Consider the following 15,821-nt stretch of genomic DNA (forward strand, 5'->3'; position numbering starts at 1 on the left):
CACCGCCAGTCAGCGATCCGAAAGCTGATCCGTGCTACACCGCGCGCATGGACCTTGCGCAAATCGTGAACTTCCTTGCCGGCCAGCCGCTGCTGGCGCTGGCCGTGGCCGGGATCGCCGCCGTGATGGTGGGTGGAGTGCTGCGCCGCCCCTTGCCGCTGCTGGGCGGATTCGTGCGCGGCATGGGCAATCTCGGGCTGCTGGCGGCGATGCTGTTGACGATCGCGCAAGTCACCCGGCTGACCACCGGCGCCGACTTCGCCTTCCCGCAAGTGGGGCTCGTCCGCCAGACCGTGGAAGGCGGCGAGACCCGCGTGCCGATGCACCCCGACGGGCACTTCTGGATCACCGCCACGGTTAACGGGGTGAAGCGCGACTTCCTCGTCGACACCGGCGCGACGCTGACCGCGATTTCCCCGCAGACCGCACAGGCGGCGGAGCTGAAGGCCAATCCGCTCAACCGCTCGGTGCTGATGCGCACCGCCAACGGGACGATCGAGGCGCAACTCGCGACCATCGACGAACTGCGCATCGGCAACGTGGTGGCGCGCCAGCTCGACGCGGTCGTCGCGCCGGGCATGGGCGACACCAACGTCATCGGCATGAACGTCCTGTCGCGGCTGGCAAGCTGGCGGGTCGAAGGCCGGACGCTGATCCTGGTGCCGCACCATCCGCAAGAGGTGGACGAGGTTTGAGCGCGTCCTAACGCCGCTTCTTGGGCTCGGGTGGCAAGACGATACCCGGAATCTCGATGCCCGGAGGCCGCCGATGACCAAGAAGGCGATCCAATTCCCTTAGGAAGCGGTATGGATTCACGCCTGACGGGAGATTCATTTCATTTAGTACGCGATATATCGGCGGCCCTCCCATGAGAAGCACCCGATACCGGACCCCGGGGACGAGATCAGGCGCGCACGCACTGAGCACGTTTACATCGAAGAATGGCCGATGCGGTCCCTTGAAGATGCGCATCGGCTTCAGTCGCGTGTAGCCATTGATGGTGTTGGGACGCACGATCGCCACGACTTCGGCGTCCATGATGACCGAGGCCTCCCGGACACTGGTGCGAGCCGATTGTTCGGCAGTGAAGCGGCTCGGTTCCGTCGACGGGGGCGCGCAGGCGAAGGCGCTGGTCGGAAAGCAGGCCGAGAAGGCAATGGCCACGACCAGGCCTCGCATTCCCCCCTTCACCCCTGGAACTTGTTGTCCCTCGGGAAGCCCACGGGCGGCAGCCTGCCGGCAGCGCCGCGCGCCACCTTCCACAAGGTCATGTCCTTCTCGGTGCGGGTGCGGGCGCTTTCGCCGCCCATCGTCCACGAGAGGCCATCCTCCAGCCGCAGCGTGATGATGTCTGCCATGCCGCCATCGCGGTAGCGCTGGAGCGTGACGCCCTGCCCCTTGGCCATGACCGGCAGTTCTTCTAGGCTGAAGATCACCAGCTTGCGGTTGTCGCCCACCACTGCGACATGGTCATGCTCGGGCGGGATCTCGCGCACCGTGACGAGGCGCGAGCCTGGCTTGGTGGTCATGACGCCGCGACCCTTGCGGGTTTCCGCCAGCAGTTCGTCGGTCTCCGCCGCGAAGCCGCGGCCCACGTTCGAGGCAAGCAGTAGCTGCGCCTTGGCCTTGTAAGGCATGGCGGCGACGATGTGCGCCTCGGTGTCGATGTCGACCATGGTGCGGATCGGCTCGCCGAAACCGCGTGCGCCGGGCAGCTTGTCTGCGCCGAGCGTGTAGAACCGCCCGTTGTCGAGCGCGATCAGCACCTTGTCGGTGGTTTGTGCATGGAAGGCGAAGCCGGGGCCGTCGCCGTCCTTGAACTTGAAGTCGCCATCCAGCGCGACATGCCCCTTGGCCGCCCGGATCCAGCCGCGCGCCGAGAGGATCACCGTCACCGGCTCCTTCTCGATCATCGCGTCCATGGAGAACTCGACGGTCTTCTGCGCCTGCGCGATCGTGGTGCGGCGGCGGCCGAGCGGGGTGTCCTCGGCGTAGTCCTTGCGCAGATTGGCGAGGTCGCGCTTGATGCGGGTACGCTGGCGGGCCGGGCTTTCGAGCAGCTTGTTCAGCTCCTCCTGCTCCTTGAGCAGTTCGGCGTGCTCCTTGCGCAGCTCCATCTCCTCCAGCTTGCGCAAGGAACGCAGGCGCATGTTGAGGATGGCTTCGGCCTGGCGGTCGGTCAGCTCGAACTCCGCCATCATCACCAGCTTGGGCTCGTCCTCGGTCCGGATGATCTCGATGATCCGGTCGAGGTTGAGGTAGGCGATGATGTAGCCGGACACCAGTTCCAGCCGCGCGGCGATCTTCTCCAGCCGGTGATTGGTACGGCGCAGCAGGATGTCGATCTGGCTGTAGACCCATTCCTGCAACAGCAGCTTGAGCCCCAGCACGCCTGGAGTCCGGTGCGAATCCAGGACGTTGAGATTGAGACTGAACCTGCTTTCGAGATCGGTCAGCCGGTATAGGCTTTCCTTCAGCAGGTCCGGATCGACATTGCGGCTCTTGGGAATGAGGACGAGGCGGATCTGCTCGTCGCTCTCGTCACGGATGTCTTCGAGGATCGGCAGCTTGCGATCGCCGATCAGCGCGGCGATCTGCTCGATCAGCTTGCCCTTGTGGAGCATGTAGGGGATTTCGGTGACGACGAGCTGCCACTGGCCGGCGCCCAGCTTCTCGACGCCGGTTTCCTCCCACTTCCCATCCGCATTGCGCCCGGTCGAGAAGCGGCCGCGCACGCGGAAGGCGCCCTTGCCGGTCTCGTAGGCGTGGCTGATCGCCTCGGGACTGTCGACCACGAAGCCGCCGGTCGCGAAGTCGGGGCCGTGGAAAACCTCCATCAGTTGCGCGTGCTCGACGTGGGGGTTGTCGATGAGCATCAGTGTCGCGTCGATGATCTCGGCGACGTTGTGACTGGGGATCGAGGTCGCCATGCCCACGGCGATGCCGATGGCGCCGTTGGCGAGCAGGTTTGGGAACAGGCCGGGGAAGATTTCCGGCTCGGCATCCTCGCCGTTGTAGGTGGGCACCATGTCGACGGTGCCGTCGTCCAGACCTGCCATGAGCTGGATCGCCGTGCGCGTCAGGCGCGCTTCGGTGTATCGGTAGGCGGCGGCGTTATCGCCATCGATGTTGCCGAAGTTGCCCTGTCCCTGCACCAGCGGATAGCGCAGCGAGAAGTCCTGTGCGAGGCGGACCATCGCATCGTAGACGGCCACGTCGCCATGCGGGTGGTATTTACCGATGACGTCGCCGACGACGCGCGCGGATTTCTTGTAGGCGCTCGCCGGGTCGAGCTTGAGCTGGCGCATGGCCCACAGCAGGCGGCGGTGTACCGGCTTCAGCCCGTCCCGCAAGTCCGGCAGCGACCGGGCGGTGATCGTGGACAGGGCATAGACGAGGTAGCGCTCCGACAGCGCTGCATCGAAGGGCGCGTCGACGATGGCGTCGAACGGATCGGATTCGTCGTCGGTCGTAGTCACCATGGCCGGAACGCACTAGCAACGAGATGGATGGAGTGGAACCTGCGGGTCCGAACTTTTCCGCCGATCATTCCCTTGGAATTCCGAAAACCTGAAGTCTGCGCGCTGCAAGCGGAACCGCTCCCCCACCCGACAGCCCATAGGGCACTATCGTCGGGCGGTGGGCTGAGGGAGCGGGCCGGTGCCGGTTAAGCAGGACTGGCCTTTTTCAGGCGAAACGTCACCCGATCTGCATGTCGCGCACGACACCCGGGATGCGTACCGCCAGGCCGTCAAGCGCCTCGGTCACCTCGATCTGGCACGACAGACGGCTGGTGCGCCCCACTCCCGCCGCGAGGTCGAGCATGTCCTCCTCCTCGTTCGAGGCGGGGGGCAGCCTGTCGAACCAGTCCGGCGAGACGATGACATGGCAGGTTGAACAGGCCATCTGCCCCTCGCAGGTTCCCTCGAGCGGCATTCCGGCGTTCTGGCCCACTTCCAGGAGCCGAGATCCCGGTGCGGCCTGCGCCGTCACACTGGACCCATCTATGTTCACGAACAGGACGTTAACCAAGTCATACTCCCTGCGCCGCTGCGGCGGCTTCGATTTTGGCGCAGGCATCCTCAAGTTCCCGACGTTCAGTATATCTCCCAAATCCAAGACGGATAGAGGCTTTGACCTGACTATCCGAAAGACCCAGGGCGCGCAGGACGTGGCTGGGTCGTCCCGACCCGCTGGCGCAAGCCGATCCTGCGGAAAAAGCCACGTCGCGCACCTCCGACATGAGCCGGGCGACATCCAGTCCCGGCAAGCGCAGGTTGAGGTTTCCGTGCCAGCGCTGCGTGGCGCTGCCGTTGAGCTGCCAGCGCGAGAGTATCGCGCGCGCGCCGAGCCACAAGTCGGCGACGTGGGCGGCATCCGTCTCCATGCACTTGGCGGCAACGAGCGCCGCCGCACCGAAACCCGCGCAAAGCAGCGGGCTGAGCGTACCGGACCGCAGACCCTGCTCCTGCCCGCCGCCCCGGATCAGCGGCGCAAGTTCCAGTCCGTCGCGCACCCATAGCGCACCGATGCCTTTCGGCCCGTAGAGCTTGTGCGCGCTCAAGGCGATGAGATCGGCATTGGCGGGCGGCGCGATCTTGCCCGCGCCCTGAACCGCGTCGCACAGGAACAGGGCCCCTGCGGCATGGGCGCGATCGGCAAGCGACTCCACCGGCTGGATCGTGCCGATCTCGTTGTTGACCTGCATGACGGCGACGAGCCCCGTTCCCGCCGGCAGCGCCATATTCTCATCGACGCGCCCCTCGCTATCGACCGGCAGGACGATGAGACCCGGATCGAGCGCGCTTGCGGTATCCAGCACTGCGGCATGCTCGATCGCCGAAACCGCCAGCGCGCGCGCGCCGCTGCCGAGAATGGCGAGGTTGATCGCCTCGGTCGCCCCCGAGGTGAAGATCACCCGCCCGCCCGGCGGCAGCAGCGCGGCAACCCGATCGCGCGCGACCTCGACCGCCGCGGCGGCCGCCCGTCCCGGCCGGTGCGGGCTATGGGGATTGGCGAAGCCGGCAGTCCCGGGTCCGCCCAGCCATGGCAACATCGCCTCGCGCGCCTCGGGAGCCAGCGGGGTGGTCGCCTGGTAGTCGAGGTAGATCACGAGCGTTTTCCCGCGCGCGACGCGATCTCGCCCCAGGTCCGGGCAAAAGCGATGACGTCTTCGTACCTGGTGTTCCAGCCGGCGCTCATGCGGATGGTGTTTCTGGCCTCCTCTTCGGGGACCCCGAAAGCGAGCAGGGTCCGGCTCTGCTTGAGCGTCCCCGAAGAGCAGGCACTGCCGGCGGAGACGGCAAATCCTGCCGAATCGAACTGGATCAACTGCGCCGCGGCGCTGACGCCCGGCATCGTGATCGAGAGGATCGACGGGTCCCAGTCGGTCGCCTCCACGCCCTGGAAAATCCCCCCCAGGCGATCGATCCCGTATTCGATGTCGCCGAACGCGCGGCTGGCGCGAGTCACCCAGTCCGCCCATCCCTCTATCGCAGCGATGTCCATGCCTTCACCCACTGTCTTGGTGGCGATCCTGCGTGCTTCGAGCGCGGCCGCGAACGCCATTGCCGCGGGCAGGTTCTCCGTCCCTGCCCGGTAACCGCGCTCCTGCCCGCCCGAGGGCTCCAGCATGGCGAAATCTCGCACCAGCAGCGCACCGATGCCCACCGGCCCGCCCAGCTTGTGACCTGACACCACGATCATGTCAGCGTCCGGGAGACGGAACTTACCCGCCGATTGCGAGCAATCGCTGAGCAGCACGCCACCGGCCTCGCGGATCATCGCGGCATATTCGCTCACCGGCTGGATCACGCCGGTCTCCGAATTGACGTGCTGGATGGCTACCGCAACACGTCCCGGGGCTCCCAGCAAGCGGGCGAGGACGTCCCGGTCGACCTGGCAGCGCGCGCCGATCGGCAAGACCTCGGCATCCGGAGCGGCCCGGAACACGGCGTCGTGCTCCACCGCCGAAACCAGCCGCCGCTCCGCTTTCGCCCGGCCGAGCCCGATCGCCAGTGCCTCGCTCGCGCCAGAGGTGAACAGCACTTCGCCATCCCAGCCCAGCGCCGCCTTCACCCGCGCGCGGGCTTCCTCCAGCGCCGCCCGCGCTGCGCGGCCCGGCGCGTGCGGGCTCGACGGGTTCGCCCAGATCGCGACGCCCTGCAGCCAGGCGTCGCGCGCGGCGGGCAGCATCGGCGTCGTCGCTGCATGGTCGAGATAGATGCGGGAACTGGTGCTGGAAATGGTGGCCGCCTGCAAAGTTGTCTTCGGAGCAATAGTTTCTATATAGCGGTCGTTCCCTTTTGCACTCCCGCGATGGCCGGCATGACGCCGCCGCGCGGGAGTTTCAACAAGTCAGGCCGCAAACGCACATGCCCGCAGTCATCTTTCCCGGTCCCGAAGGTCGTCTCGAAGGTCGCTTCCAGCCCGCGCCGCGTCCGCGCGCGCCGGTGGCGATGATCCTCCACCCGCACCCGCAGGCGGGCGGCACGATGAACGACCGCATCACCCAGCATCTGTACAAGACTTTCGTGGCCCGCGGCTTCGCGACGCTGCGCTTCAACTTCCGCGGCGTCGGTCGCAGCCAGGGCAGCTTCGACAACGGCATCGGCGAACTCTCCGACGCGGCGGCCGCGCTCGACTGGGTACAGTCGATCCACCCCGAGGCCTCGACCACCTGGATTGCCGGCTATTCGTTCGGCGCGCTGATCGGCATGCAGTTGCTGATGCGTCGCCCGGAGATTCGCGGGTTCATCTCGGTCGCTCCGCCCGCCAACATGTACGACTTCAGCTTCCTGGCACCCTGCCCCGCCTCGGGCATCATCGTCCAGGGCACCGGCGACACGGTGGTCACGCCCAATGCGGTGCAGAAGCTGGTCGACAAGCTGCGCACGCAAAAGCACATCACCATCCACCACGACGAGATTCCGCGCGCCAACCACTTCTTCGAGAACGAAGTGGTGGACCTGATGAAGTCGGTAGACAACTACCTAGACATGCGCCTCGCGCCGGACTGCCCGATCAAGTAACGCAACGTGAGGCCTGCGTTCGCCAGCGAATGCAGGCCTCACCTCGTCTTGAACTTGGTCCGGTATCCATTGCGTAATTAGGATCGATGGCTTGAAGGCAGAGCCGTCAGGTCGGTTTGCGACGGCAGGCACCGCGGCTGCGGGAAGATGGCCCCTGAAACGAGTTCCGGGTGACGGATAGGGCGCAAACCTCCGCCAGTTCCCCCGGCATTCGCGGTGACGACGATGGGCTCAGTCGCCTTTCTGCGCCTCGCCTGAGAGCGAGCGGCCATCGGGCGTGGGCAGCGTCACGATGACGGCGTTGCCGATCATCACCGCCGCCAGCACCAGCATCAGCACCGCCTGCTTGCGATGACCGCCGCGCCGCAACAGTACAACGGCACCGACGACCAGTGCGATGGCGGTAAGCACGACGAGCGAAAGCGCGATGTTCATGGCGCTTCCCTAGCCCAACCTGCGGCGCTGCGCGAGGCGGTTTGACAGCATCGGCAGGCGCCGCCATCGTCCCGGCATGCACGAAACCTCCTTCGATCCGCGCGCCCCCCTGTCGCGCCGAAACGCCCTCCAGCTCCTCGCCGCCGGGACCGCCACGCTGGCGCTGCCTGCGCACGCCGTCACCACCGCTACGCCGCCCGCCGCCGACGCCGTACTGGACGGCATCGCCTGGAGCCTGCTCGAACATGTCCCCGAAGGCGCGACCGGACTCGGCGTCGACGTCGGCCCGCATGCCGGCCTGCGCGGACGGCTCGAGGATCGCTCGAAGGCCGGCCGCCAGGCCTATGCCGCCACCTTGCGCCAGGGCTTCGCCGCGGTCCGGGCCCTCGACGCCACTGGCCTCGACCATTCCACCCGCACCAGCCTCGCGGTCGTCAGGAGCGCGTTCTCCACCGCGCTCGACGGCTTCGCGCTGCCTTATGGAGACGTCGCCGTGGGTGGCTGGCGCAACACGCCCTACGTCGTCATCCAGAACGTCGGTGCCTATCTCGATACCCCCAAGTTCCTCGACGCCGACCATCCGGTAAAGACGCGCGAGGATGCCGACGCCTACGTCGCCCGCCTCGCCCGCTTCGACCGCCAGCTCGATGGCGAACTCGAACGCATCCGCGCCGCTACCGACATGGGCCTCGTGCCGCCCGACTTCCTGCTCGACCGCGCCATCGCGCAGATGGCCAGCACGATCACCGATGCCAGGGCCGATGGCGGTGGTCTCGTCACATCGATCGAAACCCGCACCAGTGCGATGACCGGCACTTGGGGCGCGGACGCGAAGCGGATCGTCGCAGCGCAAGTGGTGCCTGCGCTCGAACGGCAACTGGCCGAACTCAAGCGCCAGCGGACGCTGGCCAAGGGCGATCCCGGCATGCGCGAGCGCCCGGGAGGTGCGGAATTCTACGCCTGGGCTTTGCGCGCCAGCACGACCACGCCCGTACCCGCAGACGAAATCCATCAGCGGGGGCTGCAGGAACTGGCCGAACTCCACGCGCGCATGGACCCGATCCTCAAGTCGCTCGGCTATACCGCCGGCACCGTCGGCGCGCGCATGACGGCGCTGGGCGAAGACAAGCGCTTCCAGTTCCCGCAAGGCGATCCCGGCCGCACCGAAATCCTCGCCTTCATCCGCCAGCGCGTCGACTGGATTCGCGCGCAGATGCCGCGCGCCTTCCGCCAACTGGTGCCCGGCAACGTCGAAGTGCGCCGCCTGCCCCTCTCCGAGGAGCCCGGCGCGCCGACCGCCTATGGCGGTGCCGGTTCCAAGGACGGCACCGTGCCGGGCAAGATGTGGATCAACTTGCGCACCACCGACCTGCACCGCAAGTACGACCTGCCCACGCTTGTACACCACGAGGCGATCCCGGGCCACGTCTGGCAGGGCGAATATGCCAACCGCCTGCCGCTGGTCCGCTCGATCCTGGCGTTCAACGCCTATTCCGAAGGCTGGGCGCTCTATGGCGAGCAACTCGCGGACGAACTCGGCGCCTACGACGACGATGTCGTAGGCAGGCTCGGCTACCTGCAGTCGCTGGCGTTCCGCGCCTGCCGCATGGTGGTGGACACGGGCCTGCATTCGAAGGGCTGGACGCGCGAGCAGGCAGTGCGGTTCTTCATGGAAAAGAACGGCAACAAGCGCGAGGAAGTGGTCAACGAGGTGGACCGGTACTGCTCGTGGCCGGGGCAGGCCTGCGGCTACAAGATGGGCCACTCGCAGATCGTCGCCCAGCGCTCCCGGGCGCAGGCGGCCCTGGGATCTGCCTATGACCTGCGCGATTTCGACCAGGCGGTAGTCGATGGCGGAAATGTCCCGCTCGACGTGCTGGCGCTCAACGTCGAGGCTTATATCTCGGGCAAGAAAGGATAACGTTCACGGCAACACGTCGTCCCCGAGACGGTCGGAGACGACGTGCGATACCCTCAGCCCTTCCCGAACAGACCCTTGGCCATGCCGGTCAGGTCATCGATGACGCTGCCGTCGCCGTCCTTGTCGAAGAAGCTGGCGACCTTGCCGGGATCGGCCGCGACGGCGCTGGCGAACTGGGTGAGCGAGCCTTCGCCGCCGATCTGCTGGATCACCTGCTGGATCGTGCCGAGGTCGAGCCCGGTACGCTCGGAGGCGAGCTGGGCGGTGTCGCCATCCTGCTGGTGTGCGATACCGAGCGCCGCGATCGCCTTTTCGGCCACGGCGGGTTCGATCCCGAGCTTGCTTGCGAGATTGGCGATGTCGGCGTGTTCACTGACCTGGCCGAGAATGCCGTCGAAAAGTCCCATGTGCCGTACTCCTTGATGGATGCGCCAGATATGGGGGCAAAGCGGAGCGGGGGGAAGGCCGGATTTGCCGAGCGCGACCGGGCCCGTCTCTTTTACGGCGTGCCGGTTCCCCACAGCGCATCCTCGCGCACGAAGCCCTTGTGGCCGCTGGCATCGAACCCGCACCAGCCATCCTTGCACGGGCCCAGCAGGCCGACCACGCCGGGCTCCACGCGCCACAGCATGGGCGAGCCGCTCTTGCCCTCGGCATGCATCTCGATCAGGCCGCCATCCTTGACCAGCCCGGCCCGCTGGCGGGAGAGCAAGAGGTCACGCATCCAGCCCTTGCTGCCGTCCGGGTCCTCGACCAGACGCCAGGGGCCTTCGCGGCGCAGCACTTTCACCGGCAGGTGCGGACGGCGGTAGACCCAGTCGATCTTGTACGAATCACCCGGTCCCACGCGCAAGTTGGCGATCTCCGCATCGACCGAAGCCCAGTAGGGCACCTTGTCGTCATCGGCGGCACGCGCCGGCGTCGAGACGGCAAGGCCGAGTGCGCAGAGCGCGAGGCCGAGCGCGGCGGGCGGCAGCAGGGTTTTGCGGGTAGTCATCGCGCGATCCTTACCGCGCAGCGCATGGCCGCTTCAAGGCTTCTTGACCGCGACCCTGTGGACGGCATAGCCCCGGTCCATGGCCCTGCACAGCGAAACCGCCCGCCCCATCCCGCCGCGCCCCCGCGTGATCGTCACCCGGCGGCTGCTGCCGGCCGTAGAGGCGCGCATGGCGGAGCTGTTCGACCTCGTGCTCAACCCGGACGACACGCCGATGAGTTGCGCGGCACTGGAGGCGGCGATGCGCGAATGCGATGTTCTGGTGCCCACCGTCACCGACACCATCGACGCTGCGATGATCGCGCAGGCCGGCGAACGCCTCGGCATGATCGCCAGCTTCGGCGCCGGGACCGAGCACATCGACATCGTCGCCGCCCGCGCTCATCGCATCATGGTCACGAACACGCCCGGCGTCTTCACCGACGACACCGCCGACCTGACGCTGGCGCTCATCATCCTCGTCTCGCGCCGGTTCAGCGAAAACGTGAGGACCCTGCGCGAAGGCCGGTGGGCCGGCTGGGGTCCCTCGGTGATGCTGGGACACGCGCTGGGCGGCAAGACGCTGGGGATCGTCGGCATGGGCAGGATCGGCCAGGCGGTGGCCCACCGCGCCCGTGCCTTCGGCATGGACATCCGCTACCACAACCGTCACCGCCTGCCCGCCGCCGTGGAGAACATGGTCTCGGCTCGCCATGAGCCGGACCTCGACAGGTTGATCGCAGATGCCGACATCCTCACCTTCCACTGCCCCGCAGGCCCGGAAACCACCCACCTCATGGACGCCCGCCGCATAGCCCTGATGAAACCGGACGCCTGTCTCGTGAACACCGGCCGCGGCCAGCTCGTTGACGAGGAAGCGCTGGTCGCGGCGCTGTCGGAAAACCGCATCGGCGGCGCCGGACTCGACGTCTTCGCGCGCGAACCTCAGGTCGATCCACGACTGCTCGAACTGCCGAACCTCGTCGCCATGCCGCACCTGGGCAGCGCCACTTACGAAGGCCGCGGCGCGGCGGGCGAGCGGGTCATCGCCAACATCCGCTTCTGGGTCGATGGCCACCGCCCGCATGACATGGTGCTGCCGCAACTGCCGTGAGCGCATGCGCGTCATGCCCGATCGGGTGCGAAATGACGGAACGGCTTGTCTCCGATTAATTTCCTGATCTAACCCCTCGTAAAGAGGTCGGGTCGTATCAGCGGCCAATCTCAAGGGGATACCACCTGATGACCAAGCAGCGCCTGCTGCCGATTGCCGCCGCGCTTGCCCTGCTACCGGGCGCCGCGCTTGCCCAGGACGGGCGGATCGACGTCGCCGATGGCGGCGACACCGCCTGGCTGCTGGCCTCCTGTGCGCTGGCGATGCTGGCGCTGCCGGGGCTCGCCCTGTTCCATGCCGGACGCGTGCGGCGCAAGAACGTCCTTTCGGTGATGGTCCAGTGCGGGGCGATTTTCGCGCTTGCCTCCATCCTGTGGATCGTCGTCGGCTATACCCTCGGCTTCGGAGAAGTGGGCGGCGGCTGGCTGGGCAAGGGCAACGCCTGGATGCTGATCGACCTCGGCAACGTGCGCCAGGGCACGGCCGTGCCGGAAAGCGTCTTCGCGCTGTTCCAACTCGTCTTCGCCGCACTGGCCCCGGCGCTGATGGCCGGCGCCTGGGCGGAGCGCGCCCGGCTGGGCTGGGTCGTGGTCTTTGGCGGACTATGGAGCCTCGTCGTCTACGCGCCGGTCGCCCACTGGGTCTGGGGCGGCGGCTGGCTGGCCGAAAGCGTGGGCACGCTGGACTGGGCCGGCGGCATCGTCGTCCAGACGAGCGCAGGCGTCACCGCGCTGGTGATCGCGATCATGCTCGGGCGCCGTAAGGGCGTGCCGCTAGGGCACGTGATACCGCATAGCCCGGCCCTGACGATCGCCGGAGCCGCACTGCTGTGGATCGGCTGGCTGGGCCTGAGCGGAGGTTCCGCGCTTGCGGCCAACGACGATGCCGCCGCCGCGATCCTTGCCATGCACGTCTCCGCCGCCTCGGCCGCACTGGCCTGGCTGCTGGTCGAGCGAGTTACCGCAGGAAAGCCCACCGCGGTCGGCTTCGCCACCGGCGCCATCGCCGGTATCGCCACCGTCAGCCCGGCAGCCGGCTATATCTCGCCGGGAGCGGCGATCCTGTTCGGCGTGGCTGGCGCCCTCGCCTGCTATTTCGCGATGGAGTTGGTGCGTCGCAAGCTCAAGGTGGACGATGCGCTGGGCATCTTCGCCGTAAACGGGGTGGGCGGCATGCTCGGCTCGCTGCTGCTCGCGCCGTTCCTGTCGCAAGGGCTCGGCGGCATCGGCTATGGCGAGGGCATGAACCCGATCGCGCAACTGGTGGCGCAAGCAGCCGGGCTCGCCGTCGTCGCGGTTTGGGCGGCGGTCGGCAGCGTAATCCTGGCACTGATGGCCTCGCTCGCCTTCCCGATGCGCGTGTCCGAGGATGCGGAGCGCGATGGGCTCGACGCCGCCAGCCTGGGCGAACGCGCATGGGATTTCGATTGACGTGCAGGCGACGCGCACCGGAAATGAGGCGATGAAGGGTTATTTCCGGCAAGCCGGCCGCACCGCGCTGCGTACGTTCGACTTTCGCGGCCGCGCCAGCCGCGCCGAGTTCCTGGTATACGTGGTCCTCTCGCAGGCGCCGCTGATGGTGCTCCACTGGACCGCCAGCTGGTTCGCCCCCGCGCAAGTCGCCGATGCGATCACGCTCGCCGCCGTCTACTGCGTGAGCGGCGCCCTGTTCGCGCTGAGCGTGCGTCGCTTCCACGACTTCGGCCGCAGCGGCTGGTGGAGCATCCCCCTGCTGGTCCTGATCGGCCGCGCGCTCGTTCTGGACCTGATCGGCCTGACCGCCGGCTGGACGGTACGCAGTGCGATCGAGGGCGTGCTCAGCTACGTCGACTGGCTGCTGACGCTACCCGCCGTGGCGGCCTTCGTTGCATTGGTCGCGTGGCGCGGGACCAGCGGAGACAATCGCTTCGGTCCAGAGGCCCCGGTAGTGGCCCCTGTCGCCCCTGCGGATGCGGGCGGCGGCGCTTTGCAGACGTAGATCGTCATCGCACCCAGCGGTGTCCCCGATCAAGCCGGGGCACCGCTGGCCCGTACGATCAGTCGCCTGTCAGGATGCGGTCGACGAGTTCCTTCACCGTCGGCGTAAAGCCGTTGGAATAGAACGGGTCCTGCTTGAACTTGTAGGCCGCGTGGCCCGCGAACATCAGGTTTTCGTCGATCGGGCCGCCGTGGGCGATGTCCTGCAGGGTCTTTTGGATGCAGAAGCTGCGCGGATCGGCCAGACGGCCGGTGGTGTAGTCGTCGTGGTCCTTCCATGAGGAGAACCCGCAGTGCGACAGACAGCCCATGCAGTCGGCCTGATCCTGGCGGATGACGTCGCGTTCCTCGGGGCTGACGAAGACGATCGTGTCGTCGGGTGTGCGCAAGCCGTCGGTGTGGCCTTGCGCCGACCAGGCGCGCGCGCGGTCGAGATCCTTAGGCGCGACCCAGAAGTTCTTGCCCTTGACCCCGACGTCGAGCCGCACGGTATGCTCGCCCGCCTCGACCTTGGAATAGGGAATCTGCCGTTCCGAGCGCGCTTCGAGGCTGCGCAGGAAGGGATTGCGCACCGCCGAGGAGTAGAAGCCCGTCGGCGAGAATCGGTGGAGCAGCACGTCGCCCGGCTCGATCTCGCGCAGGGCGTCCTTCCACTGCTGCGGGATCGGGCTTTCGTGGGTGAGCAGCGGGCGGGTGCCGTACTGGAAGGCGATCGAGCCCAGTTCCGGATTGTCGATCCAGTTTTCCCAGTCACGCAGGAACCAGACTCCGCCGGCCATGACGATCGGCACGTCGTCGGAAACGCCCTCGGCCCGCATCGTGTCGCGCAGCGCCTTGACGCGCGGATAGGGGTCCTCGGGCTTGAGCGGGTCTTCGGCGTTGGACAGGCCGTTGTGGCCACCGGCCAGCCAGGGGTCCTCGTAGACGACCGCGCCCAGCAGGTCGGCTACCTTGTGGTAGGCCCGCTTCCACAGCGCACGGAACGCGCGTGCGGAGCTGACGATCGGCAGGTAGTTGACGTTGAAGCGGGCCGCGATCTCGGACAGCTTGTAGGGCATGCCGGCACCGCAGGTGACGCCGGTGACCATGCCACGGGTCTTTTCCAGCACGCCTTCCAGGATCGTCTGCGCGCCGCCCATTTCCCACAGCACGTTGATGTTGATGGCACCCTTGCCACCCGAAATCTCGTAGGCGCGGCGCACCTGCTCGACAGCGCCGTCGATGGCGTAGTCGATCAGTTCCTGGTGCCGCTCCTTGCGCGTGAGCGCGTTGTAGATCTGGGGGATGATCTTGCCTTCAGCGTCGTAGCTGTCGGCATTGACCGCGCTGACGGTGCCGATGCCGCCCGCCGCCGCCCAGGCGCCCGAACTCATATGGTTGGTGGCGGCGACACCCTTGCCACCTTCGACCAGAGGCCAGACTTCGCGACCGCCGTATAGAATCGGCTTGAGACCCTTGAAACTCATCTTCTCTTTCGTCTTTCCCCAGGCATGGCGCTCAGCCCTGCAGTCCATCGGTCTTCGGCGGCGCTTCGCCTGACATGCGGCAAGGCTTGATCTGCGTTGCCGGCGGCCGTGAACCCACGGCCTCGAACTGTGCATAATAGCCCTGCAGTTCCGGCTTGCGAACAAATTCCGTCAACCGCAATCCCACCGACGCGAATTCGCAGAACAGCAGCGACGGCGCGATGCCGTGCGCGTCGGTCGGCCGGTCCACGTCGACCACGATCACCCGTCCCCCCGGACGCAGGCCCGAGCGCATGCGCCACAGGAACGCGTAGGGCTCGGAAACCTCGTGATACATGTGGACCAAGAAGATGCGGTCGAAGCTGGCGGGCGGCAGGCGGGGATCGTCCACGGCACCGAGCGTGATCGACACGTTGCCAATGCCCTCGCGCATGACGCGCGCGCCCAGTCGTTCGGTGGCTCCACGATCGATGTCCTCGGCCAGCACCCGCCCGCGCTTGCCGACGCGCTGGGCCAGCCGGGTCGTGTAATACCCCTCGCCCGCGCCGAGATCGGCGACGCTCATGCCGGGCACGATCTTCGCCAGGTCCATGACGACATTGGCCTCGTTGACCTTGTCGCGCTGGACTTCCGAGGCGAAAGTGCCGCCGCCGGTCTTCGAGACGGCCCGGTCAGGTCTCGGAAAGCCGCGCGAACTCGCCGCCCGGCCGTCGTCGACGGCAGGCTGGTGGCAGGCGCTGAGCGCCAGCGCCAAGACAGCGGTAACAAGGTGGCAGGCGCGGAACATGCGGCCCCTTAGCGACTCGAGGCCGCGTTGGCAAAACCCTTGAGGAAGCATCGATCGCCAGCCGTGTCCCGTGGTGAAACGGCTGGCAAGCCGTTCGCCTCCGATCGCCCCGTCG

At 67.2% G+C, this 15,821-nt stretch carries 16 protein-coding genes; 6 read left to right on the forward strand and 10 right to left on the reverse strand.

Going from position 1 to position 15,821, the window contains the following annotated elements; all coding sequences use genetic code 11:
• Positions 1 to 47 precede the first annotated feature (47 nt).
• Positions 48 to 695 carry a TIGR02281 family clan AA aspartic protease gene (locus ACFFDA_RS14805; protein ID WP_404481301.1) on the forward strand — a complete coding sequence of 216 codons (648 nt, stop codon included), beginning with the start codon at positions 48 to 50 and terminating at the stop codon, positions 693 to 695.
• A 7-nt stretch (positions 696 to 702) separates the two neighbouring features.
• Here ACFFDA_RS14805 and ACFFDA_RS14810 read toward each other — a convergent pair whose 3' ends face one another.
• The 5 genes from ACFFDA_RS14810 to ACFFDA_RS14830 form a co-directional block, all read right to left on the reverse strand.
• Positions 703 to 1,164, reverse strand: a complete 462-nt coding sequence (locus tag ACFFDA_RS14810; RefSeq protein ID WP_404481302.1) for a hypothetical protein — start codon at positions 1,162 to 1,164, stop codon at positions 703 to 705.
• A gap of 23 nt (positions 1,165 to 1,187) precedes the next feature.
• Positions 1,188 to 3,482, reverse strand: coding sequence for a DNA topoisomerase IV subunit A (parC, locus tag ACFFDA_RS14815; RefSeq protein ID WP_404481304.1), 2,295 nt, complete (start codon positions 3,480 to 3,482; stop codon positions 1,188 to 1,190).
• Positions 3,483 to 3,699: 217 nt separating this feature from the next.
• Positions 3,700 to 4,032 (reverse strand): 2Fe-2S iron-sulfur cluster-binding protein, encoded by a 333-nt coding sequence (locus ACFFDA_RS14820; protein ID WP_404481306.1) that lies wholly within the window; start codon positions 4,030 to 4,032, stop codon positions 3,700 to 3,702.
• 1 nt (position 4,033) lies between these two features.
• Positions 4,034 to 5,113 carry a cysteine desulfurase family protein gene (locus ACFFDA_RS14825; protein ID WP_404481308.1) on the reverse strand — a complete coding sequence of 360 codons (1,080 nt, stop codon included), beginning with the start codon at positions 5,111 to 5,113 and terminating at the stop codon, positions 4,034 to 4,036.
• The gene (locus ACFFDA_RS14830; RefSeq protein ID WP_404481310.1) at positions 5,110 to 6,261 is read right to left on the reverse strand and encodes a cysteine desulfurase family protein; all 1,152 of its coding nucleotides are present in this window, start codon (positions 6,259 to 6,261) and stop codon (positions 5,110 to 5,112) included. Before ACFFDA_RS14830 ends, ACFFDA_RS14825 begins: the two co-directional genes overlap by 4 nt.
• Positions 6,262 to 6,374: 113 nt before the next feature.
• Between ACFFDA_RS14830 and ACFFDA_RS14835 the strand changes: the two genes are divergently transcribed.
• The gene (locus ACFFDA_RS14835) at positions 6,375 to 7,031 is read left to right on the forward strand and encodes an alpha/beta hydrolase (RefSeq protein ID WP_404481311.1); all 657 of its coding nucleotides are present in this window, start codon (positions 6,375 to 6,377) and stop codon (positions 7,029 to 7,031) included.
• A gap of 231 nt (positions 7,032 to 7,262) precedes the next feature.
• Here the strand turns inward: ACFFDA_RS14835 and ACFFDA_RS14840 are convergent, their stop codons facing one another.
• Positions 7,263 to 7,466 carry a hypothetical protein gene (locus ACFFDA_RS14840; protein ID WP_404481313.1) on the reverse strand — a complete coding sequence of 68 codons (204 nt, stop codon included), beginning with the start codon at positions 7,464 to 7,466 and terminating at the stop codon, positions 7,263 to 7,265.
• 76 nt (positions 7,467 to 7,542) lie between these two features.
• Between ACFFDA_RS14840 and ACFFDA_RS14845 the strand changes: the two genes are divergently transcribed.
• Positions 7,543 to 9,387 carry a DUF885 domain-containing protein gene (locus ACFFDA_RS14845; RefSeq protein ID WP_404481314.1) on the forward strand — a complete coding sequence of 615 codons (1,845 nt, stop codon included), beginning with the start codon at positions 7,543 to 7,545 and terminating at the stop codon, positions 9,385 to 9,387.
• A gap of 53 nt (positions 9,388 to 9,440) precedes the next feature.
• Here the strand turns inward: ACFFDA_RS14845 and ACFFDA_RS14850 are convergent, their stop codons facing one another.
• Positions 9,441 to 9,794, reverse strand: coding sequence for a hypothetical protein (locus ACFFDA_RS14850; RefSeq protein ID WP_404481315.1), 354 nt, complete (start codon positions 9,792 to 9,794; stop codon positions 9,441 to 9,443).
• Positions 9,795 to 9,886: 92 nt separating this feature from the next.
• The gene (locus ACFFDA_RS14855; RefSeq protein WP_404481317.1) at positions 9,887 to 10,384 is read right to left on the reverse strand and encodes an SH3 domain-containing protein; all 498 of its coding nucleotides are present in this window, start codon (positions 10,382 to 10,384) and stop codon (positions 9,887 to 9,889) included.
• Between the two features lie 79 nt (positions 10,385 to 10,463).
• Here ACFFDA_RS14855 and ACFFDA_RS14860 point away from each other — a divergent pair, with 79 nt between their 5' ends.
• The 3 genes from ACFFDA_RS14860 to ACFFDA_RS14870 all read left to right on the forward strand — a co-directional run bounded on the left by ACFFDA_RS14860 (position 10,464) and on the right by ACFFDA_RS14870 (position 13,454).
• Complete coding sequence (locus tag ACFFDA_RS14860) at positions 10,464 to 11,477, forward strand: 2-hydroxyacid dehydrogenase (RefSeq protein ID WP_404481318.1); 1,014 nt, start codon at positions 10,464 to 10,466, stop codon at positions 11,475 to 11,477.
• 128 nt (positions 11,478 to 11,605) lie between these two features.
• Positions 11,606 to 12,907 carry an ammonium transporter gene (locus tag ACFFDA_RS14865; protein ID WP_404481320.1) on the forward strand — a complete coding sequence of 434 codons (1,302 nt, stop codon included), beginning with the start codon at positions 11,606 to 11,608 and terminating at the stop codon, positions 12,905 to 12,907.
• A 31-nt stretch (positions 12,908 to 12,938) separates the two neighbouring features.
• The gene (locus tag ACFFDA_RS14870; protein ID WP_404481321.1) at positions 12,939 to 13,454 is read left to right on the forward strand and encodes a DUF805 domain-containing protein; all 516 of its coding nucleotides are present in this window, start codon (positions 12,939 to 12,941) and stop codon (positions 13,452 to 13,454) included.
• 58 nt (positions 13,455 to 13,512) lie between these two features.
• Here ACFFDA_RS14870 and ACFFDA_RS14875 read toward each other — a convergent pair whose 3' ends face one another.
• Together ACFFDA_RS14875 and ACFFDA_RS14880 are read right to left on the reverse strand one after the other, a co-directional pair.
• Positions 13,513 to 14,919, reverse strand: a complete 1,407-nt coding sequence (locus tag ACFFDA_RS14875; RefSeq protein WP_404481322.1) for an NAD(P)H-dependent flavin oxidoreductase — start codon at positions 14,917 to 14,919, stop codon at positions 13,513 to 13,515.
• A 31-nt stretch (positions 14,920 to 14,950) separates the two neighbouring features.
• Positions 14,951 to 15,706, reverse strand: coding sequence for a class I SAM-dependent methyltransferase (locus ACFFDA_RS14880; protein ID WP_404481323.1), 756 nt, complete (start codon positions 15,704 to 15,706; stop codon positions 14,951 to 14,953).
• Positions 15,707 to 15,821: the final 115 nt, after the last annotated feature.

It is taken from the genome of Novosphingobium sp. BL-52-GroH (assembly GCF_044813085.1).
In the GTDB taxonomy this organism is placed as follows: domain Bacteria; phylum Pseudomonadota; class Alphaproteobacteria; order Sphingomonadales; family Sphingomonadaceae; genus Novosphingobium.